Origin of the sequence: Gracilimonas tropica DSM 19535, assembly GCF_000375425.1 — a bacterium.
Taxonomy (GTDB): domain Bacteria; phylum Bacteroidota; class Rhodothermia; order Balneolales; family Balneolaceae; genus Gracilimonas; species Gracilimonas tropica.
This window is the reverse complement of record NZ_AQXG01000003.1, coordinates 329,824-349,966: the sequence shown is the minus strand read 5'-3', so window position 1 is coordinate 349,966 and position 20,143 is coordinate 329,824. Positions and strand designations below refer to the sequence as shown.

Here is a 20,143-nt window from a genome sequence, read left to right as displayed (position 1 = left end):
TCTCAATCACTCACTCTCACTGAAATTTTATGACAGACGATATCATCAAGGTTAAGACTATCGGAGTTTTAACAAGCGGGGGCGATTCTCCCGGTATGAATGCCGCAATAAGAGCGGTTGTACGCGCAGCATCAACCGTAAATTTAAAAGTATATGGTATTAAACACGGTTATTACGGTTTGATACACGAAGAATTCACAGAATTAGATACCCATTCCGTATCGAATATCATTCAGCGGGGAGGTACTATTTTAAAGTCTGCCCGTTCGGAAGAGTTTCGCACAAAGGAAGGACGAGAGAAGGCCGCAAAAAATCTCAAGAAATACAACATTGATGCTTTGGTCGTAATAGGCGGTGATGGCACGTTCACCGGCGGAAATTTTTTAGCCAAAGAACATGGATTTAATGTGGTTGGCGTTCCTGCAACCATCGACAATGATATTATTGGCACGGATGAAACCATTGGATACGATTCAGCTTTAAATACAGCGCTGGAAGCGATTGATAAAATCCGTGATACAGCTGATGCTCATGAGCGCATGTTCCTGGTAGAAGTTATGGGGCGCGATACTGGCTTCATAGCGCTGGAAACAAGCATAGCTACCGGAGCAGAACTTGCTTTACTCCCGGAAGAATTGACCCATGTAGAAGAGGTTAAGCGCCAACTGCATGACATGTTGAAAGCACAACGCCGAAGCAGTTTGGTTGTAGTAGCTGAAGGAGATGAAACCGGAGGGGCGATAAAGCTGGCTGAAAAAATTAAAGATGATTTCTCTCATTATGACATGAGGGTTTGTATCTTGGGACACATTCAGCGGGGCGGAGCTCCAACAGCACGGGATCGGGTACTTGCCAGCAGGCTTGGAGCGGCTGCTGTTCGGGTACTGCTCGAAGGCCACAGCGAAGTTATGGTTGGGGTGGTAAATAATGCATTAAAGATCACACCTCTTCGGGTAGCTATTTCCAAGAAAAAAGAATTAGATCACACACTGATAGAATTAGCCAAATTACTTAGATAATTATGATTACATGCGACATAGGTTTTGCCCGTAAATTCATTAAAGATGAAGAATACCTTAAAGCCAGGCATAAAGCCGATCTGGCATTCGAGCAGCTAAAATCCAAAACCGGACCCGGCTCGGAGTGGTTGGGCTGGCGAGATATTTTAGCCGATCCAAATGATGCCGAACTTGAGCAATTGACTTCTTTAGGTGAAGAGATTCGTGCCAAAGCTGATGTCTTTGTGGTTTGTGGAATTGGAGGTTCCTATCTGGGTGCTAAAGCCGTAATTGATGCTTTAACTCCGCACTTTAATAAGAAAGGTCCTGAGATCCTGTATGCCGGACATCATATTGGGGGAAAGTATTTAAAAGAATTACTTGCCTATCTTAAAGAACCCAAAGCGGATGGCTCACAAAAAAACATTTACGTAAATGTGATCTCAAAATCCGGTTCAACGCTGGAGACTGCACTCGCTTTTCGTTTATTGAGAGAACTGCTGGAAGAAATGTATGAAGATGCCGCAGAACATATCATTTGTACTACCAGCAAGGAAGGAGGGATCCTGAATAAGCTGATCGACCAAAAGGGATATCGCAAGTTTGTGATTCCGAATGATGTGGGCGGCCGTTTTTCCGTGTTAACGCCGGTGGGACTGTTGCCTATTTCAGTAGCGGGCATTGACATTAAAACGTTGTTTTACGGAGCCGTTTCAGCTTATAACGAATTTGAAGAGAATGCCGAGGATATCCTTGAGTATGCTGCGCTGCGTAATGCGATACATGAATCAGGCAAAACGATCGATGTGTTTGCTACTTTTGAACCGGAATTGACTTCTTTAGGAGGATGGATTCAGCAACTGCTTGGAGAAAGCGAGGGTAAGGAAGGAAAAGGAATATTTCCTACCGTGGCTACCTTTTCAACTGATCTTCATAGTCTTGGCCAGTTTATTCAACAAGGGCAGCGAAGCCTGATGGAAACCATGATTATAGTGGAAAAACCTTTTTCAGATCTCAAAGTAAATAAACTGGACGGTAATGATGATGAGCTGAACTATCTGGCGGGAAAATCTTTTCACGAGATCAATATGAAAGCCAGGGAAGGTACTACTGAAGCACATCTTGAGGGAAATGTACCGATCGTCCGAATTGCAATGTCGGTTTTGAATGCAGAACACATAGGCCAACTCATTTACTTTTTTGAACTTTTAACGGGTATATTTGTATATAGTCTCGGTGTAAATCCATTTAATCAGCCGGGCGTGGAAGATTACAAAAAAGCTATGTACCGACTCCTGGGAAAATAAATAGATTTAACCGACGCTAACTATAAACTATGAGTGATAACGAGAAAACTTCATCAAAATACATTGCGGTAGCCGGTAATATCGGTGCCGGGAAATCATCCTTAACCGGGTTGCTTGCTAAACACTTTAACTGGGAAGCATTTTATGAGTCTGTGGACGATAATCCTTACCTGCAGGATTTTTATGAAGACATGCGCCGATGGAGTTTTAATCTTCAGATCTACTTTCTTTCCAGCCGGTTTCGTCATCAGAAAGAAATGCTTCAGGATGACATTAACCTGATTCAAGACCGAACTATTTATGAAGATGTAGAGATTTTTGCCAAAAACCTTCATCAAATGAACCTGATGAGTGACAGAGATTTCAGTAACTATGAAGCGCTCTTTCATGAGATGAGCCATTACTTACGTCCGCCGGATCTTCTGATCTACCTACGTGCACAAGTTCCCACGCTCGTGAAGCAAATTCAGCAGCGGGGAAGAGACTATGAGAACACCATCCGTATTGAATATTTGGAGAGGCTGAACAAGCTTTATGAAGACTGGATCGACCGTTATCCTCACGAAAAGATGATTATTGATACCGATGACATCGATTTTGTGAATAACCAGGAAGATTTAGGGAAAATTATAGAGATGATTGAGCAACGAATGTTTGGGTTATTTAATTGATTGAACCACAGAACTATAATGCTTATTTTGGGTAGCTATTGAGGAGATGTTCTATGTTTAGATTTAAGATCTTTGAATTACCTGAAGGACAAAGTAACAAAACCCTTGAGTTGGATGCGGATGCATTGGATCTGGGGGAAGACGTTACTTTTAGGGGCGGAGTGTTAGAAATTGATTTCTATCGCACCGAGCAGTTCATTCGCGCACAGTTTGAGGTTGATGCCACTGTAGAATTGATCTGTGACCGCTCACTTGATGCTTTTGATCATAAAGTGCACCAGAATTATGAAGTTCTTTTCAAAGCAGATGAAATTGAAGAATCTGCAGATGAGAATGGCGCGGTGCGCAGTTACGATCACGCATCTCAGCAAATAGATCTTGAGCAGGATGTTCGTGATACAATCTTGCTTAATCTCCCGACAAAGAAATTACACCCCAGGTTCTTGGACGAAAATGGAAATCCGAAGGAAGTACTGAATGAACAATTCGGTGACATTCCTGATGAAGACGAAGATCAGATCGATCCAAGATGGGAAAAATTGAAAGACTTAAAAGACTAATACTTACAAAATAAATTAATGGCACATCCAAAACGAAAAACCTCTAATTCCCGCAAGAACAAAAGACGTACACACCACGGACTTGCCGGCGTTAATTTAGCTAAATGCTCTAACTGCGGAGCACTACATCGTTACCATCATGCCTGTGCAGAATGCGGGTACTACCGCGGTCGTCAGGTGATGAAAGCAGCTAACTAAAAAAGATATTTATGATTGTTGCCTTAGATGCAGCCGGTGGAGATTACTACCCACAAAATCCGGTAAAGGGAGCCCTTCAGGCAATCGAAGAGAACAGTAAACTTACTGTTCTTTTAGTAGGCCCTGAAGAAATGATAAAAGAAGAATTAGCTAATCATGATTATGATGAGAAGCGGGTCTTGATTCAGCATGCTCCGGAAATTATCGGTATGGAAGAATCTCCATCCCAAGCTGTTAAAACCAAGCGACAATCATCTATCGTTGTAGGGCTTGGTCTTCATAAAGCAGGTAAATGCGATGCGTTTGTAAGTGCCGGTAATACCGGGGCGTTATTGGCTGCATCCATGTTTATACTTGGCAAACTTGAAGGCGTTCTAAGACCTACCATTGCAGCATATTATCCAACAATAAAAGGATTCAGGCTTTTGGTAGATGCCGGGGCAAATCTCGACATCAAACCTGATACAGCCTTGCAGTTTGCAAAAATGGCCCAGATTTACAGTGAGCAGATCCTGAATATTGAGCAACCAAAAGTTGGTTTGCTAAATGTAGGAGAAGAAGAAGGAAAAGGTACTGAGGAACTCAAAGAAATCTATTCTGTCCTTAAGAACGAAGATTATTTTGTCGGTAATTTAGAAGGAAAGGATATCCTTCCGGGCAAAGCAGATGTCTTCCTTTGTGATGGGCTGGTCGGTAATATTGTGCTAAAATTTGGCGAATCTATTCCGGAGATCCTTCAGCAAATGATTGGAGCTGCTGTTAAAAAAATGAAATTATCTGAAGAAGAAACAAAAAACCTTCAGAAGGTTCTGCATACCGCATTATCTCCTTTTAACTATGAGAATGTAGGGGGAATCCCGTTTCTTGGCGTAAATGGCGTAAGTATAGTAGGCCACGGTGGCAGCTCACCTTTAGCCATCAAAAATATGATCAAAAGTGCTGTTCAAACTGTCGAAAACGACGTGAATGGTAAAATTGTAGCATCTCTTAACTGAGCTAAACTCTTATTAAATGGAAGTAAAAAGAGCGAAGATTACTGCGGTAGGACATTATCTGCCCGAAGACCGTTTGACAAACCATGACCTCGAAAAAATGGTGGATACAAACGATGAGTGGATTCGTACCCGAACCGGAATTAAAGAACGCAGAATTTTAAAAGATTCCGACAAAGCAACTGCTTTTATGGGAGCGGAGGCAGCAAAGGAAGCCCTTGAGCAACGAGGTGTTGATCCGGAAGAGATCGACCTTATTGTATTGGGAACCGTAACTCCGGATTATCTTTTTCCTGCTACAGCCTGTTTGGTTCAAAAGAAAATAGGCGCTAAAAATGCATTTGCATTCGATCTTTCTGCTGCCTGTTCAGGCTTCTTATATGCTCTGAGTACCGGAGCGATGTATATTGAATCCGGCAGAGCCAAGAAGGTATTGGTGATCGGAACAGATAAGATGAGTTCCATTTTGGATTTCACAGACCGAACAACCTGTATTTTATTTGGTGATGGGGCAGGAGCTGTTCTCCTGGAAGAATCTGACGATGGAACCGGTATTATTGATCAAAGACTGTATTCAGAAGGCGATGAGGAATGTAGTTTATACCAGCCGGCAGGGGGAAGCTTAAATCCCGCTACCAAAGAAACGGTCGAGAATATGCAACATTACGTACGTCAGGATGGACGCTCCGTATTCAAAAAAGCGACATTGGGTATGGCTGATGTTTCGCTGGAAATCATGGAGCGCAACAACCTTGAGCCTGAAGATGTAGCTTGGCTTGTACCACATCAGGCTAACCTGAGGATCATTGATGCCACCGCGCGACGAATGGGGCTTTCTAATGAGAAAGTGATGATCAACATTGATAAATACGGAAACACAACTGCGGCTACAATCCCATTGTGTTTATATGATTGGAAAGACAAACTAAATCATGGCGATAACATAGTATTAGCTGCCTTTGGCGGTGGTTTTACATGGGGCGCCATTTATCTGAAATGGGGGATCAAATAATGAGTACAGCTTATTTATTTCCAGGACAGGGATCGCAATTCGTAGGAATGGGAAAAGAGCTTTATGAATCCAATCCTGAAGCAGCCGAATATTTTGATCGGGCAGATAGCATTCTTGGGTTTTCCCTGAAAGAGATCATGTTTGATGGTCCCGAAGAAAAACTGAAGCAAACTGAATACACTCAACCTGCTATCTTTCTTCACTCAGTAGCTCTTTATAAGACCCTCAATGCTACGCCTGATATGGTAGCAGGGCATAGTCTCGGTGAATTTTCAGCATTGGTTGCTTGTGGTGCAGTTTCATTTGAGGATGCACTCAGGATCGTTCGCCGCAGAGGCGAATTAATGCAACAAGCCGGAGAGCAAAATCCCGGCACTATGGCTGCTGTAATTGGTATGGATGATGACGCTGTAGAGAAAGTATGTGCTGAAGCTTCCGAAGTTTCAGGCAAAGAAGTTATAGCTGCTAATTATAACTGTCCCGGACAGCTGGTGATTTCAGGCTATAAAGAAGGCGTTGAAAAAGCAGTGGAGCTTGCCAAGGAAAATGGAGCTCGTTTAGCAAAATTATTACCCGTATCCGGAGCTTTTCATTCCACACTGATGCAGCCTGCTTATGATGGATTGAAGGAACAACTTGAACAGCTTGAGATTAACGAGCCAAACTGCCCGATTTACAGTAACTTTACCGCAGAACCAACTACTGATCCGGAACAAATACGATCAAATTTATTGAATCAATTATTGAACCCGGTACGTTGGACACAGACTTTAAATAATATGAGTGAGAAAGGGGCAGATGCTTTTATTGAAGTTGGCCCCGGTAAAGTGCTTCAGGGTTTAGTTAAGCGCACTCTCAAAAACGTAGAAATTTCAGGACATCAATAACAGAACTATGAGTTTATCATTAGAAGGAAAAACATGCCTTGTAACCGGTGGAAGCCGTGGTATTGGAAAAGCCATTGCACTTAAACTGGCTGATTTTGGAGCAGATGTAGCTATTACATACGCCCGCTCAGCTGATGCCGCCGAAGAAGTGAAGGCCGAGATCGAAAAAAAAGGTTGTAAAGCCAAAGCCATTCAGGCAGACGCAGTAAGTTTTGAACGTGCAGAAGAAGTACTTGCAGAGATCGTAGATGACTGGGGAAAAATTGATGTGATCGTCAACAATGCAGGCATTACTAAAGATAATTTGATCCTGCGCATGAGTGAAGAGCAATGGGATGACGTGATCACTACAAACCTGAAGAGTGTGTTTAATTACTCAAAAGCGGCTGCAAAGCCTATGATGCGCAACCGGGGCGGCTCCATTATCAATATCAGTTCTGTAGTTGGTATTTCCGGAAATGCAGGCCAAAGTAACTACTCGGCTTCAAAAGCAGGAATCATCGGTTTTACTAAATCATATGCCAAGGAATTGGCCTCCAGAAATATTCGGGCAAATGTAGTTGCTCCGGGATATATTCTCACCGATATGACAGACGAATTGAATGAAAAAGTATTGGAAGGCATCAAAGCGGAAACGCCGCTTGGGCGAGCCGGCGAGGCCGATGAAGTAGCAGATGCCGTTGTTTTCCTCTCGTCAGATATGAGTTCGTACATTACAGGTGAAGTACTCCGTGTTGACGGCGGTATGGCAATGTGATTAAATGAATTGCAGATACTCAACTGAATTTTTAAGTTGAAAACACTTATTTTCTCAAAATTATAATTATCAACTAACCATCGAAAAGGACACAAAATGTCACAAGACGTAGAATCAAAAGTAAAAGCTATCATTGTAGATAAACTTGGTGTGGATGAGTCAGAAGTAACTGCTGATGCTAACTTCACCAACGACCTGGGAGCAGACTCTCTGGATACTGTTGAATTGATCATGGAATTTGAAAAAGAATTTGATCTCAGCATTCCGGATGAAGACGCGGAAAACATTGCAACTGTAGGTGATGCAGTAACATATCTCTCAGGAAAACTTTCCTAATTTAAATTTTACAAACTTACTTCTATGAGCACTCGGAGAGTAGTAGTTACGGGTATCGGAGCATTCACCCCCCTTGGGAAAAGTGCACCTGATTTTTGGAACGGATTAGTTTCCGGCAAAAACGGGGTTCGCATGGTGGAACACTTTGATACCACCAATTTTGCCACAAAATTTGCTGCTCAGATTGAAGATTACGACGAAAGTAAATATTTCGATCGCAAAGAAGCCCGGAGGTTAGATAAGGTCGCACAATTTGCCCTTATCGCTTCCGGCGAAGCGATCGAAGACAGTAAGCTCGATCTGGAAAAAATCAATAAGGACCATGTTGCCGTTTTAGTGGGAACCGGTATTGGCGGTATGGAAACGTTCTACAACCAATCTGTTTCATTTCATGAAAATGGACCTCGTGGAGTTTCCCCTTTCTTTATCCCCATGCTGATTCCGGATATTGTTTCCGGGCAAATTTCCATTAAATATGGATTCAGAGGCCCTAATTTTTGTGCAGTATCTGCGTGTGCAACCGGGTCTCATAACATTGGTTTGGCTTATGATGCAATCCGTTATGGCCAAGCTGATTATGCCGTTGCCGGAGGAACCGAAGCACCTGTTACTCAGATTGGTATTTCCGGGTTTAACAGCCTGAAAGCCATGAGTACACGGAATGATTCCCCTGAAACAGCCTCTCGGCCTTTTGATAAAGATCGGGATGGATTTGTGCTCGGAGAAGGAGCCGGAATCTTCATTCTTGAAGAATTAGAATCGGCTCTCGATCGTGGTGCTCGTATCTATGGAGAAATCAAAGGATATGGTTTTTCTGCTGACGCCTATCACATTACTGCTCCAGATCCTGAAGGAAATGGCGTAATTCTGGCGATGACCAATGCTTTAAAAGCTGCGGGCATCAAACCGGAAGATGTGGATCACATCAACATGCATGGAACTTCCACTCCATTGGGTGACGTAGCAGAATCAAATACTATTAAAAAAGTATTTGGAGATCATGCCAAAAAAATCAACTGCAACTCCACAAAAAGTATGCATGGTCATACATTGGGAGCTGCGGGAGCAATCGAGTCGATTGCGGCTTTATTAGCTATTTATCACGGCATGGTTCCTCCAACCATTAACATCGAAAATCAGGATCCCGAATGTGATCTTAATTACACAGCTAATGAAGCGGTGGTACGTGATGTTAATATTGCTTTGAATAATGCATTCGGGTTTGGTGGCCATAACTCAACCCTCGTATTTCAAAAATACCAGGATTAAGCTCAATGCCGGGTTGGTTCAGTTCACTTTTCAGTAAGAAGAAAACCTCAGAACTTAACCCTGATTTTTTAGGTAGAATAGAAAAAATAGAAAGGATCGTTGGTTTTCGAATCGACGATCCTTCACTTTTTTTAAAAGCTCTTCGTCATCGATCAACTCTTTCCCAGGAAAAATACGAAACCTACGATTCTTACGAGCGGCTTGAATTTTTAGGGGATGCCGTTCTTGACCTCATAGCAGCTGAAATTCTTTTCAATAAATATCCCGAGAAAGATGAAGGTTTTTTGACAAAGGTTCGTGCAAAGCTTGTAAGGGGTGATACTCTCACCATTTTCTCAAAAGCACTTGGAATTGAAGACCTGATGGAGCTGGCGGAAAATGGAGGGGGCAAGATCTCAAAAAGTATTCTGGCTGATGCATTCGAATCCATAATTGCTGCCATTTATATTACAAAAGGATATGATGATGCTTATAATTTTGTAGATAAGGTCATTGAAGATCATATCGAGATCGAAGAGCTCATCAATACCGTCGATAATTATAAAAGTGCCCTGTTGGAGTATGCCCAGGCAGAAAAAATGGATATTCCAAAGTACGAATTGATCAAAGAAAGTGGTCCCGGGCATAACCGTACTTTTGAGGTTAAAGTATTGATCGGGAATAAACAACTGGGTACTGGAATAGGGAAGAGTAAGAAAAAAGCAGAGCAAAAAGCGGCTAAAGAAGCTCTGAAAAAAATTCAGGTCAAAGAATAGGTTATTTTTCAAATTACAGCCTGTTAAACTTGTTTTTTGGTTGATTTAGCCCGATTCTTAGCACGTTCATTTTAGGCTGATCCAATGCAAAAACCCATGTTTGTTCAACTTATAAAACCGGAATTTGAGGAGCTTATCTCCAATAAGGACTGGGTTGCGCTTAAAGAGGTTCTTAATGATGTGCCGGCTGCAGATATATCAGACCTTTTACTTGAATTACCCGGAGATATAGCGGTAGTTGTTTTTCGCTTACTAAAAAAGCCGGTTGCTGCGGATGTTTTTGCCGAACTCCCATCCACCAAAGGTGTAGAACTGCTTGAATTGTTTAACAGGCAGCAATTGAGTGATGTGATGGGTAACCTGGAACCGGATGAGCAGGTATCTATACTGGAGGAGCTTCCCGGGCACCTTACGCAACGGGTTATGAATTCCATCAAGCTGGAAGATCAGCGTCAGCTTAAGAAACTTTTGGGGTATCCCGAGGAGAGTGTTGGCCGTTTGATGACCCCTCGCTACGTGAAAGTGAAATCAAACTGGACGATTTCTCGCAGTATGGAACATATCCGAAAGTATGGAGAGACGGCTGAAACCATCAACGTAATTTATGTAGTTGATGATAAAGAACACCTTATTGATGACCTTCGCATCAATTATTTGATCCTTGCAGATCCTGAAGCACATATTGAGAGCCTTATGGATCGCTCTTATGAGGCATTGTCGGTTTATGATGATCAGGAAGAGGCCGTAAAAATGTTAGCTAAATACGACCGTGTGGCACTACCTGTTGTTGACTCAGATGGAGTGTTGGTAGGAATTGTGACGGCTGATGATGTAATTGATGTAGCCGAAGAAGAAACTACCGAAGATATGCAGAAAATGGCGGGTATGGATGCTCTGGATGATTACTATTCGCAGACATCGGTTTTCAGCATGGTAAAAAAACGTGTGCGGTGGTTGGTACTTTTATTTATTGGACAGATGTTTACGGTCACTGCGATGAGTTCGTATGAATCGGTGGTTGCCGGAGCTGTTTTGCTATCGGTTTTTATCCCCATGATCATTTCAAGCGGCGGTAACTCCGGTTCACAAGCAGCAACCTTAATTATTCGTGCACTAGCTACCGACGATATCGAAGCTTCTGATTGGCTGAAAATACTAAAGCGGGAATTACTTTCCGGACTGATGTTAGGAACCATGATTGGCTTGATCGGTGTCGGGATGACCATTTTATGGGGGATTTCCCAGGGAGAAGTATTTAATGAAGGCTTAGTGTTGACGGCCTGTACCATCGGTTTAAGCCTGCTTGGTGTAATTATGTTTGGAAACCTTAGCGGTTCCATGTTACCCTTTATTCTCACCAAATTTAACTTGGATCCTGCTGTAACTTCTGCGCCATTTGTAGCAACTTTGGTAGATGTTACGGGAATTATCATTTACTTTTCAGTGGCCATTTTATTGCTAAGCGGAACCTTATTATAAGCTCTTATTAAACTATGAAACAATACCACGATCTTGTTAAAAGCGTATTAGAAAACGGTGTCAGAAAAGAAAACCGTACCGGAACGGATACGATTTCAAATTTTTCTGAATTCTATAAAGTAGATCTCTCGGAAGGATTTCCCCTTCTCACAACCAAAAAAGTCTATTTTCGTTCCGTGATATTGGAAATGTTGTGGTATTTGAGGGGAGAGGATCACATCCGGTGGTTGCGCGATGAAAAAGATTGCCATATTTGGGATGCCTGGGCTGATGAAGAAGGTCATGTTGGTCCCATTTATCCCGTTCTTTGGAGGCGATTTCCCTACTTTGAAAAAGAAGAGGTTCGGTTTGAAGGAAATGGTTCGGCTTTAGATAAAGAGGTATGGGTACGAAAGGAATTTGACCAGGTGCAAAGAGCCATCGATATGCTTAAAAATAATCCGAATAGCCGACGCATAGTTGTAAGTGCCTGGCATCCCGGACTTTTAGACGAAATGGCTCTTCCTCCATGCCATATCATGTATATCTTTAATGTGCAGGACGGAAAGTTAAATTGCCATCTTACCCAACGTTCCGGAGATATAGCTTTAGGAATTCCTTTCAATATGGCATGCTATTCAGCCCTTACCATGGCTATTGCACAGGAAGTTGGGTTAGAACCCGGTGTTTTTGCACACACGATTGTAGATGCTCATATATACGTGAATCACGTGGATGGACTAAAAGAACAATTGAAACGAAAACCAAAACCACTGCCTACTCTCAAAATTGCAAAAAAACCGGTAGATGAACTTACTTACGAAGATTTCACGCTTGAAAACTACAATCCTGATCCGGTGATCAAATTTGAGGTTGCCGTATGACCATCACTCTTGTTGCTGCACACGACCCAAACTTAGTGATCGGAAAAGATGGGGGACTTCCATGGCGCTACCCTGAAGATTTAAAGCATTTCAAACAAACAACCATGGGGGGTACCATTATTATGGGAAGAGGAGTCTTTGAAGAGCTAAATGAAATTCCCCTGCCCGGCCGAAAAAACATCGTTCTTTCAACCACCAAGACGTATGATAATGTTGAAACTTTTGATTCGCTGAACGAGGCATTAAGATCATCTAACGAAGAAGAAGTATTTATTATAGGGGGAGGGGTACTTTACAGGGATGCCATTGATGTTGCAGACAAAATGATCATCACGGAAATTCATAAAGAATATAACGGGGATACCTATTTTCCGGACTACAGGGATGATATTGGTACGGTTTGGGAAGAAACAGAAAGAGAGGATAAAGAAGATCTTTCGTTTGTCGTGTATATGAAGAAATAAATTCTTTACAATTATTAATTAGGAAAGATTAACCTGTAAGAGCGGCTGTATTTTGATAATTTTTGTTCATCAAATAATTTTGAACAGAAGTTGGAAGCAGCAAGCACTTTATATCATATTGTCTCTGATGAATCCCTTTGTACGGGTAAAATTTCAAATCTATTCCCAAAAAAGAGACATGCTGCCATAGTTACAAATAGCAGCAATTTTTCAATGCCTTGCCAACGCAGCCATATTACAGAGAGAAAGGGTGAACGAAAAGTATAACTCATATCAGTTTAAGCTATCTGAGCTCGTAGAAAAACTTTCCCACGAGCTCAGAACACCATTAAGTGCAATTTTAGGCTACTCAGAGTTGTTGGAGAAAAGTGCCAATCTTGATGAAGATGAAAAAAGTCATCTCCGAAAAATATCTACCAGCGGCAGCCAGTTGCTGGATGTGATCAATGACATCTTAGAAATATCGAATCTGGAATCAGGTAAGACTGACATTGAAGAGAAGACAATATGTATTTCAGATATAGTTTCTGAACTGAAAACGAAATTTAAAGTACAGGCACGGTTCAAAGAAATTGATTTTAAGGTTCATGTAGCTTCTCAAAGGGTAAAGTACTTTGTTGCGGATGGCAAAAAGTTAAAAACCATTATTTATTCTTTAGTAAATAATGCAATTAAGTTTACGGAAGGCGGTAAAATCGAAGTTAAGTTTGATATGGCAGGAAATTCTTCAGAAAAATTACTCAAAGTAGTCGTTTCTGATTCCGGAATTGGGATCAGAGAAGAAGAATTCGGTCAGATCTTTGATCCTTTTTGGCAAGGGGCTAATGACCGGCGTTCAGGAACCGGGCTGGGTTTAACAACGTGTAAAAAACTCGTTGAAATATTAGGTGGTACTATCTCGATTGACAGTGTCTTTAATAAGGGGACAAAGGCGAGCATTGAAATTCCCGTTAAAGAAGCATCAAAAAAGTCATCCAAATTTTTAGAGTCAGCTAATAAACAAACCTTGGATCAAGATTCCAACTTAACGGCTTTAGTTGTAGATGATCTCCCTGTAAACCGTACTCTTGCAAGGATCATGCTGGAGATGAGAAATTTCAGGATCATTGAAGCAGAAAATGGCAAGCAAGCCCTTAAGTGTTATCAATCCAATAAGCCGGATGTCGTTTTAATGGATATCTCTATGCCGGTAATGGATGGGGTTGAAGCCATGAAAAAAATCCGGGGTGTTAATGGATCGGGAAAAAATATTCCCATTATTGCAGTAACGGCAGGGGGGCACGGAGGTACTCGCAATGAACTGATCGAGAGTGGATTTTCAGAGTACATCCAGAAACCATTCAAAGAAAAAGAGTTGTTTGAAAAACTATCTATGTTTTTGCCTGCGTCCCAGAGTTTTCCAAAAAGCAAATCTTCAGCCGCTCCTTTGAAATCGCAGGTGGTGTAGGTTAGATCGAAACCTGCTTCAGGTGTACACAATAATGTTTTACAACCGGCTCAGTCAGGGCAATTATGTTCTTTGTTTCTGCAGCCTTAGAAAACTCGATCGCTTTCTCGTTTTCCAGGATCCAGATGCTCTCATTCTTATATTTATAAGCTTCGGAATAGCTGCGTTCAAAGCTCAGGAAATAGTCTATACTTTCTTCATCAGCAGGTAGTTTGAGTTTTTTAAGTGCTTTTTGGGTTTTCTTTCGGATCTCTTCTATTTGGGAATCGGTCGGTTTTTTATCTAAAAAGGTAGTGCGAAATAAGCCCCTGTTGAGAAACCGATTACATAACTCAGAGAGAATCCGATCTTCTGACTTTTCCCATAATTTAATGTTCAGAAACACATCGTGGTCATCCATATCGGTGTAATGCGAGAGCATTTCTTTAGAAATGGATTTTTTTGCAGAAGGTTGAACCGTCAGGAAATATTCTAAAGCCGGTGATGCAAAATGAAGGTTTTGACCGGAATCAATGAGCATACGAACGCGATTAAAAATGCTGCGCAAAAGGAAATCTGCACTTAATACAGTTTTGTGCTGATATACCTGCATATACATCAACCGGCGGGCAATAATATAGTTTTCAATGGCATAGATCCCTTTCTTCTCGATAACAATATTTCCTTTGAAAACCCGCATTGTTTTTAAAATGCGATTAATACCAACAGTTCCCTCTGAAACACCCGTAAAGAAACTGTCGCGCCGTAAATAGTCCAATCGGTCCAGATCAAGCTGTGAGGAAATAAGCTGGTGCAGAAATTTCTTTTTGTATTGATTGGTGAAGATCTGAATGGTTGTGTCGAGTTCTCCGCTAAATTCTTGATTCAGCTCTTTCATGATAGCCAGGCTCATCATCTCATGATTGAAATCTTTGATGAGCGAATGTTCCAGCGTATGGGAAAGCGGGCCGTGTCCTACATCATGCAATAAAATGGCCATCAGCGTTCCATCATATTCAGGTTGACTGATGGTAGTATCCTTTTCACGCAAATTGCTTAATACGCGCTGTCCCAATTCAAGTGCTCCTAATGCATGGGAAAAGCGGGAATGCTCTGCCGCAGGAAATACCAGATATCCCAAACCCAACTGACGGATTCGGCGTAACCGCTGTACATAGGGATGATCGATCAGCCGCAGGATATTCCCTTTTGGAACGGTGATGAACCCATGGATGGGGTCGTTAAAAATTTTATAGCGTGTGCTTTTATCCATGCTTGAAAATACTCGTGTTTTGAAGCGCCCCGAAGATATTAAAAAAATGGGTGATATAGTGATGAAGTAATCAAGTGATGAGGTAGATGAAAAAGGCTATAAAATTCTATAAAATATGCTTAATCACTCAACCATCATATCATCCAAATTCTCGATTTCAGGGAGTCGGGTGGGACGCTGATTTTTAATATCAAACCAAACTCCCTTGGTTTGCCCCATACATACCAGGTTCTTACTTTCTTTATCAAAGATGGCCTGTATAGCGGTTATGCTGGTATTTCCTATTTCTTTAACACCCGTCCCAACTAACACTGTAGCGGGAAATTTGATTTGTTTGAGATATTCTATGGTACATTTTACGAGTACGAAGGTTTTTCCGTGTGAAAATTCACTTTGCATTTGCCCCACTTCAGCGAGGAACCGAATTCGGGCTTCTTCCAGATAGGTATTGAAAAGCGCATTGTTCACATGGTTAAGAGGATCAAGATCCCGGAAACGAACAGGAATTTCAGTCCAGTGGTAAAATAGATGTGGGTCGTATTCAGGTCTAAACATGGCGTAATTTTTTGTTCCAAAGATGCGGTTGTCTAAACCAAATGACAAATCGAAAGGGAACATTCTACACGATAGATTTATTATATTCACACCCATCAATTTTTAATCCAAATTAAACACCAATGGCCAAACAAAACGAGCGCGATTTTTTAGAGGAACTACTGATCACTCCAAGTCCTACCGGATATGAAAAAGAGGGCGTTAAAGTCTGGAAAAAATATGTCGATCAGTTTGCAGATGAAGTAGTGACAGATTCCTATGGCTCATGTGCCGCTAAGATCAATATGAGTGGTGACGTAGCAACCGTGATGCTGGAGGCTCATTGTGATGAAATTGGAATGGTAGTACAACATATCACCGAACAGGGATTTATTTACATCAACAAATTAGGAGGAAGTGATTCTACCATTGCGCGAGCCAAAAAAGTTTTTATTCACAATAAAAGAGGACGTGTGGTGGGGGTTACCGGAAACACAGCCATACATCTTCAGGACAAAAAGAACGGCGGTGGAAAACAACCGGAATGGAAAGATATTTATGTTGACATCGGAGTTAGTTCTAAGGAAGAAGCCCTCGAATTAGTGCAAGTCGGAGATCCTATTACATACGCAACGGATACCGAATTCTTAAACGATGATCTGCTATCGGCGCGGGCTTTGGATAACAGAATCGGAGGTTATGTGATCGCTGAAGCCATGCGTAAGATCAGCGAGCGCAAAAAAGATTTGAAAGTGAATGTGATTGCACTAAACTCGGTGCAGGAAGAGGTTGGTGGATTTGGAGCCAGGATGATGTCCTATCGGTTTATGCCGGATGTGGCTTTGGTTACTGATGTGACACATGCTACCGATACACCCGGAATTGACCAGAAAGAACATGGAACAGTGGAATTAGGCAAAGGCCCGACCGTACAGCATGGCGGTGCAAATCACCCTAAAGTGGTGGATTTCATTGAGGAAGTGTGCGAAAAGAATAAAATTGATATTCAGCATGAAGCCACCAGTGTTAGAACCGGAACCGATACCGATAGTATTTTCTATCAGCAAACCGGAATTCCAAGTGCACTGCTTTCTACTCCTCTTCGGTATATGCACTCACCGGTGGAAGTAGTTTCCATGAAGGATGTGAATACCCTGATCGATATGATGGTAGAAACGGTGTTGGCGATGCAGCCTGATCAAACTTTTTCAGTGTTTGGGGATGAGTAAACCAAGGGATAATTGGGCATAAAAATAATGGAACAAACCCTACAAACTTCCGTGTTTAATTAGTGTAAATTACTAACACTTAAACAGTGAATTTGTATTTTCCAGTCAACTTAAAACGGAGAAACCATGGCAACTTCAACAAAAAAAAACAATGTAAGACAAGGTATAGAAGACAGACTTCAACATACCACTGAAGCACTGCAAGACAAAGCTGAAGAAACATACGATGCACTTCTTGATCGTCTCAGATATGAAAGAGATGGTTTGGAAAGGGAACTCCGTCACGAATACAGAAATGCACGGCGCTATGTGCGTGCCCACCCCGAACAAGGATTAGGTTTGGCATTCGTTGCCGGACTTGTAGTGGGCGCTATACTAACCCGTCGCTAAAAAAATCAGAATCTACAGATATACATGGCAATAAATACAGATCGCCTCAACGAACTCTACGAGCGCATAGATGCGCTCAGGGGGTATCTTTGACTACGAAAAACGCAAAGTCAGAATAATAGAACTTACTGAACATACTCAGGACCCCAACTTTTGGAATGATCCGGACAAAGCTCAATCTATAATGAAAGAGCTGGACAAGGAAAAAAGCCTGGTAGAAGGTTGGGATAACCTGGATTCACTCCGCGAGAGCATCAACGTGTTTCTTGAATTCCAGGAAATGGGCGAAGATGTGGAAAGTGATCTTCAGGCCGAGTACAAGAAGCTGCAAAAAGCACTTGAGGAGATGGAGCTTCGAAATATGTTGAGTGGGGAAGATGATCATCGCGATGCGATCGTCACCTTTAATCCCGGAGCTGGCGGAACCGAAAGTCAGGATTGGGCTGAAATGCTGTATCGTATGTACACCCGGTGGGCCGAAAAATCAGGCTTTAAGGTTTCGGTCATTGACTACCAAGACGGCGATGTAGCCGGACTCAAAAGTGCTACCATCGAAGTTTCCGGTGATAATGCTTACGGTTTTTTGAAGGCCGAAAGTGGTGTTCATCGTCTCGTGCGGGTATCTCCATTCGACAGCAACGCTCGCCGGCATACTTCTTTTTGTTCCGTATTTGTAGCTCCGCTGATCGATGATACCATTGAAGTGGATATTGACGAAAGTAAAGTTGAGCTTCAGCGTTTTCACTCCAGCGGAGCCGGAGGACAGAACGTGAACAAAGTGGAAACCGGTGTACGTTTGATTTGGGAAGGAGAGCTTTCCGATGGAAGTATAGAGCGCGTGGTGGCAGAATGCCAACAGGAGCGCTCGCAACTTCAAAACCGGGAAAAGGCTATGGTGTTGCTGAAATCCCGTATCTACGAACTCGAGAAAGAAATTCGTGAAGCGGAAAAGGCTAAATTGGAAGGCTCTAAAAGTAAAAATGAGTGGGGGTCTCAAATCCGAAGTTATGTATTTGATGATCAGCGCGTGAAAGATCACCGCACAAATTACGAAACCAGCGACGTCAGCGGTGTCATGGATGGCGATCTCGATGAATTTATAAAAGCATATCTCCTTCAGGATGTCGAAGAAGCATAGCTACGACTTTCTGGTGATTGGCAGCGGCATCGCAGGATTGACTTTTGCGCTGAAGGCAGCTGAACATGGAACCGTAGCTATTGTCACTAAAAAAGAGATGATGGAAGCAAATACCGCCTATGCACAAGGCGGTATAGCCGGGGTTCTCACCAAACACGATTCTTTCCAAAAACATATCAATGATACGCTTGAAGCCGGTGCAGGACTTTGCAACCGTAAATCCGTGGAATTGGTGGTGAAAGAAGGCCCAAGAATGATCCGCGAACTTATTGATTACGGCGTACAATTCACCCAAAAGAACGGACAATTGGATTTGGGACGCGAGGGAGGCCATTCCGAGAACCGCATCGTCCATGCTGCCGATGCCACGGGATACGAGATCATTTCGGTGATGGTAGAGAAGGTTAAAAATCATCCGAATATTGAAATCTTTGAGCACCATTTTGCGATGGAATTCTTGACTGAGCACCATCTTGGAATGGATGTAAAGTCAGTTGATGATATTCATTGTTTTGGAGTTTATGTGCTGAATGAGCCGGAAAACGAAGTGATAAGAATGCTGGCTAAAGTTACAGTGTTAGCAGCTGGCGGAGCCGGGATGGTATATCAGCATACCACTAATCCATCGGTGGCAACGGGAGATGGAATTGCAATGGCATACCGGGCCAAAGCGGAGATCGAGAATATGGAATTCGTACAATTTCACCCTACAAGCTTAGCCATTCCCGAAGCCGGTTCTTTTTTGATCTCAGAAGCCGTTCGCGGGGCTGGAGGTATTCTTCGAAATGCATCCGGCGAAGCATTCATGAAAAATTATGATGAACGTAAAGAACTGGCCCCAAGAGATATCGTGGCTCGCGCTATCGATGATCAGCTTAAAAAGCGAGGCGAAGACCACGTATTTCTTGATGTCACACATTTGGATGCTGGAAAGGTCAAAGAAGAATTTCCTACTATTTATGAAACGTGTCTGAAATACGGCATTGATATCACTAAAGATCAGATTCCCGTTGTTCCCGCTACCCATTATACGTGCGGTGGAGTGAAAACGGATCTGCAGGGCCGAACGTCCATCAAAAATTTGTATGCTTGTGGGGAAGTGGCGAGCACAGGTTTGCACGGAGCGAACCGTTTAGCCTCCAATAGTTTACTGGAATCATTGGTGTTTGCAGATCAAGCTTATCATCATTCTTTCAAAGAGCTAGATGAGCTTTCTTATCGGGATGACATACCTGAGTGGGATGAAAGCGGTACGGTGAACACGGAAGAATGGGTGTTGGTATCTCACAACCTGCAGGAATTACGACAGGTGATGTGGAATTATGTGGGCATTGTGCGCAGTAATTTGCGGCTGGAACGCGCCATGCGTCGGGTTGAACTTTTGAATGAGGAAGTAGAAGATTTTTATCATCGCACCAAAGTGAATGTACCGTTGTGTGAACTTCGAAATCTGGTTTCTGTTGGCTATCTAATTGTGAGATCGGCACTGCAACGAAAAGAAAGTCGCGGTTTGCACTATACTACCGATTATCCGGAAACTTCGGATGAGTTGGTTTCAACCATCATCAATTAAAAAAATCTGTACATGCTAACGTACAGATCAAC

Annotated in this window: 22 protein-coding genes; 20 read left to right on the top strand and 2 right to left on the bottom strand. The window is 42.4% G+C overall.

The features are described from left to right. The first annotated feature begins 29 nt into the window (after window positions 1–29). The 16 genes from pfkA to B151_RS0108010 all read left to right on the top strand — a co-directional run bounded on the left by pfkA (window position 30) and on the right by B151_RS0108010 (window position 13,995). Entirely contained in the window at window positions 30–1,019 is a 990-nt protein-coding gene (gene pfkA, locus B151_RS0108080; RefSeq protein ID WP_020403115.1) for a 6-phosphofructokinase, read from the top strand. A gap of 2 nt (window positions 1,020–1,021) precedes the next feature. Next, window positions 1,022–2,305, top strand: coding sequence for a glucose-6-phosphate isomerase (locus tag B151_RS0108075; protein ID WP_020403114.1), 1,284 nt, complete (start codon window positions 1,022–1,024; stop codon window positions 2,303–2,305). A gap of 29 nt (window positions 2,306–2,334) precedes the next feature. Then, window positions 2,335–2,976, top strand: coding sequence for a deoxynucleoside kinase (locus B151_RS0108070; protein WP_020403113.1), 642 nt, complete (start codon window positions 2,335–2,337; stop codon window positions 2,974–2,976). 53 nt (window positions 2,977–3,029) lie between these two features. Continuing rightward, the gene (locus B151_RS0108065) at window positions 3,030–3,536 is read left to right on the top strand and encodes a YceD family protein (RefSeq protein ID WP_020403112.1); all 507 of its coding nucleotides are present in this window, start codon (window positions 3,030–3,032) and stop codon (window positions 3,534–3,536) included. 18 nt (window positions 3,537–3,554) lie between these two features. Beyond that, entirely contained in the window at window positions 3,555–3,734 is a 180-nt protein-coding gene (gene rpmF, locus B151_RS19890; RefSeq protein ID WP_071594690.1) for a 50S ribosomal protein L32, read from the top strand. 11 nt (window positions 3,735–3,745) lie between these two features. Continuing rightward, window positions 3,746–4,729 carry a phosphate acyltransferase PlsX gene (gene plsX, locus B151_RS0108060; RefSeq protein ID WP_020403111.1) on the top strand — a complete coding sequence of 328 codons (984 nt, stop codon included), beginning with the start codon at window positions 3,746–3,748 and terminating at the stop codon, window positions 4,727–4,729. A gap of 16 nt (window positions 4,730–4,745) precedes the next feature. Beyond that, on the top strand, window positions 4,746–5,738 hold the full coding sequence (locus tag B151_RS0108055) for a beta-ketoacyl-ACP synthase III (RefSeq protein WP_020403110.1): 993 nt from the start codon (window positions 4,746–4,748) through the stop codon (window positions 5,736–5,738). After that, on the top strand, window positions 5,738–6,625 hold the full coding sequence (fabD, locus tag B151_RS0108050; protein WP_020403109.1) for an ACP S-malonyltransferase: 888 nt from the start codon (window positions 5,738–5,740) through the stop codon (window positions 6,623–6,625). The genes B151_RS0108055 and fabD overlap by 1 nt, the downstream gene beginning before the upstream one ends. A gap of 7 nt (window positions 6,626–6,632) precedes the next feature. Beyond that, on the top strand, window positions 6,633–7,382 hold the full coding sequence (gene fabG, locus B151_RS0108045) for a 3-oxoacyl-[acyl-carrier-protein] reductase (protein WP_020403108.1): 750 nt from the start codon (window positions 6,633–6,635) through the stop codon (window positions 7,380–7,382). A 96-nt stretch (window positions 7,383–7,478) separates the two neighbouring features. Continuing rightward, the gene (locus B151_RS0108040; protein WP_020403107.1) at window positions 7,479–7,718 is read left to right on the top strand and encodes an acyl carrier protein; all 240 of its coding nucleotides are present in this window, start codon (window positions 7,479–7,481) and stop codon (window positions 7,716–7,718) included. 24 nt (window positions 7,719–7,742) lie between these two features. Continuing rightward, the gene (fabF, locus tag B151_RS0108035) at window positions 7,743–8,987 is read left to right on the top strand and encodes a beta-ketoacyl-ACP synthase II (protein WP_020403106.1); all 1,245 of its coding nucleotides are present in this window, start codon (window positions 7,743–7,745) and stop codon (window positions 8,985–8,987) included. Between the two features lie 5 nt (window positions 8,988–8,992). Next, on the top strand, window positions 8,993–9,742 hold the full coding sequence (gene rnc, locus B151_RS0108030; protein ID WP_020403105.1) for a ribonuclease III: 750 nt from the start codon (window positions 8,993–8,995) through the stop codon (window positions 9,740–9,742). Window positions 9,743–9,838: 96 nt separating this feature from the next. Next, complete coding sequence (gene mgtE, locus B151_RS0108025; protein ID WP_020403104.1) at window positions 9,839–11,221, top strand: magnesium transporter; 1,383 nt, start codon at window positions 9,839–9,841, stop codon at window positions 11,219–11,221. Window positions 11,222–11,235: 14 nt separating this feature from the next. Next, window positions 11,236–12,084 (top strand): thymidylate synthase, encoded by an 849-nt coding sequence (locus B151_RS0108020; RefSeq protein ID WP_020403103.1) that lies wholly within the window; start codon window positions 11,236–11,238, stop codon window positions 12,082–12,084. Then, window positions 12,081–12,548: a dihydrofolate reductase gene (locus B151_RS0108015; protein WP_020403102.1), complete on the top strand. Its 468-nt coding sequence runs from the start codon at window positions 12,081–12,083 to the stop codon at window positions 12,546–12,548. The genes B151_RS0108020 and B151_RS0108015 overlap by 4 nt, the downstream gene beginning before the upstream one ends. 250 nt (window positions 12,549–12,798) lie before the next feature. Then, on the top strand, window positions 12,799–13,995 hold the full coding sequence (locus B151_RS0108010) for a response regulator (RefSeq protein ID WP_026166565.1): 1,197 nt from the start codon (window positions 12,799–12,801) through the stop codon (window positions 13,993–13,995). Between the two features lies 1 nt (window position 13,996). On the opposite strand, the gene B151_RS0108005 is transcribed toward B151_RS0108010, so the two are convergent. Continuing rightward, window positions 13,997–15,247 carry an HD domain-containing protein gene (locus B151_RS0108005; RefSeq protein ID WP_020403100.1) on the bottom strand — a complete coding sequence of 417 codons (1,251 nt, stop codon included), beginning with the start codon at window positions 15,245–15,247 and terminating at the stop codon, window positions 13,997–13,999. A gap of 123 nt (window positions 15,248–15,370) precedes the next feature. Then, on the bottom strand, window positions 15,371–15,802 hold the full coding sequence (locus B151_RS0108000) for an acyl-CoA thioesterase (RefSeq protein ID WP_040516769.1): 432 nt from the start codon (window positions 15,800–15,802) through the stop codon (window positions 15,371–15,373). Window positions 15,803–15,924: 122 nt separating this feature from the next. Here B151_RS0108000 and B151_RS0107995 point away from each other — a divergent pair, with 122 nt between their 5' ends. From B151_RS0107995 to nadB, 4 genes are all read left to right on the top strand, one after another. Next, entirely contained in the window at window positions 15,925–17,010 is a 1,086-nt protein-coding gene (locus tag B151_RS0107995) for a M42 family metallopeptidase (RefSeq protein ID WP_020403098.1), read from the top strand. A 126-nt stretch (window positions 17,011–17,136) separates the two neighbouring features. Next, entirely contained in the window at window positions 17,137–17,400 is a 264-nt protein-coding gene (locus B151_RS0107990) for a DUF883 family protein (RefSeq protein WP_020403097.1), read from the top strand. A 24-nt stretch (window positions 17,401–17,424) separates the two neighbouring features. After that, window positions 17,425–18,538, top strand: a protein-coding gene (prfB, locus tag B151_RS0107985; protein WP_157470779.1) for a peptide chain release factor 2 whose coding sequence is annotated in 2 segments (ribosomal slippage) — window positions 17,425–17,490 and window positions 17,492–18,538 — 1,113 coding nt in all. Because the reading frame shifts where the segments join, the coding sequence is not laid out codon by codon here. After that, window positions 18,522–20,111: an L-aspartate oxidase gene (gene nadB / locus B151_RS0107980; protein ID WP_020403095.1), complete on the top strand. Its 1,590-nt coding sequence runs from the start codon at window positions 18,522–18,524 to the stop codon at window positions 20,109–20,111. Before prfB ends, nadB begins: the two co-directional genes overlap by 17 nt. Window positions 20,112–20,143 lie beyond the last annotated feature (32 nt).

Excerpts from the sequence above, each read along its gene's own strand:
- B151_RS0107995 (WP_020403098.1), top strand. The coding sequence starts at position 15,925 with ATGGCCAAACAAAACGAGCGCGATTTTTTAGAGGAACTACTGATCACT.
- B151_RS0108020 (WP_020403103.1), top strand. The coding sequence starts at position 11,236 with ATGAAACAATACCACGATCTTGTTAAAAGCGTATTAGAAAACGGTGTC.
- B151_RS0108015 (WP_020403102.1), top strand. The coding sequence starts at position 12,081 with ATGACCATCACTCTTGTTGCTGCACACGACCCAAACTTAGTGATCGGA.
- nadB (WP_020403095.1), top strand. The coding sequence starts at position 18,522 with ATGTCGAAGAAGCATAGCTACGACTTTCTGGTGATTGGCAGCGGCATC.
- B151_RS0108000 (WP_040516769.1), bottom strand. The coding sequence starts at position 15,802 with ATGTTTAGACCTGAATACGACCCACATCTATTTTACCACTGGACTGAA.
- B151_RS0108065 (WP_020403112.1), top strand. The coding sequence starts at position 3,030 with ATGTTTAGATTTAAGATCTTTGAATTACCTGAAGGACAAAGTAACAAA.
- B151_RS0108070 (WP_020403113.1), top strand. The coding sequence starts at position 2,335 with ATGAGTGATAACGAGAAAACTTCATCAAAATACATTGCGGTAGCCGGT.
- B151_RS0107990 (WP_020403097.1), top strand. The coding sequence starts at position 17,137 with ATGGCAACTTCAACAAAAAAAAACAATGTAAGACAAGGTATAGAAGAC.
- pfkA (WP_020403115.1), top strand. The coding sequence starts at position 30 with ATGACAGACGATATCATCAAGGTTAAGACTATCGGAGTTTTAACAAGC.
- plsX (WP_020403111.1), top strand. The coding sequence starts at position 3,746 with ATGATTGTTGCCTTAGATGCAGCCGGTGGAGATTACTACCCACAAAAT.
- fabF (WP_020403106.1), top strand. The coding sequence starts at position 7,743 with ATGAGCACTCGGAGAGTAGTAGTTACGGGTATCGGAGCATTCACCCCC.
- fabG (WP_020403108.1), top strand. The coding sequence starts at position 6,633 with ATGAGTTTATCATTAGAAGGAAAAACATGCCTTGTAACCGGTGGAAGC.
- B151_RS0108075 (WP_020403114.1), top strand. The coding sequence starts at position 1,022 with ATGATTACATGCGACATAGGTTTTGCCCGTAAATTCATTAAAGATGAA.
- fabD (WP_020403109.1), top strand. The coding sequence starts at position 5,738 with ATGAGTACAGCTTATTTATTTCCAGGACAGGGATCGCAATTCGTAGGA.
- B151_RS0108005 (WP_020403100.1), bottom strand. The coding sequence starts at position 15,247 with ATGGATAAAAGCACACGCTATAAAATTTTTAACGACCCCATCCATGGG.
- rpmF (WP_071594690.1), top strand. The coding sequence starts at position 3,555 with ATGGCACATCCAAAACGAAAAACCTCTAATTCCCGCAAGAACAAAAGA.
- mgtE (WP_020403104.1), top strand. The coding sequence starts at position 9,839 with ATGTTTGTTCAACTTATAAAACCGGAATTTGAGGAGCTTATCTCCAAT.
- B151_RS0108040 (WP_020403107.1), top strand. The coding sequence starts at position 7,479 with ATGTCACAAGACGTAGAATCAAAAGTAAAAGCTATCATTGTAGATAAA.
- B151_RS0108055 (WP_020403110.1), top strand. The coding sequence starts at position 4,746 with ATGGAAGTAAAAAGAGCGAAGATTACTGCGGTAGGACATTATCTGCCC.
- rnc (WP_020403105.1), top strand. The coding sequence starts at position 8,993 with ATGCCGGGTTGGTTCAGTTCACTTTTCAGTAAGAAGAAAACCTCAGAA.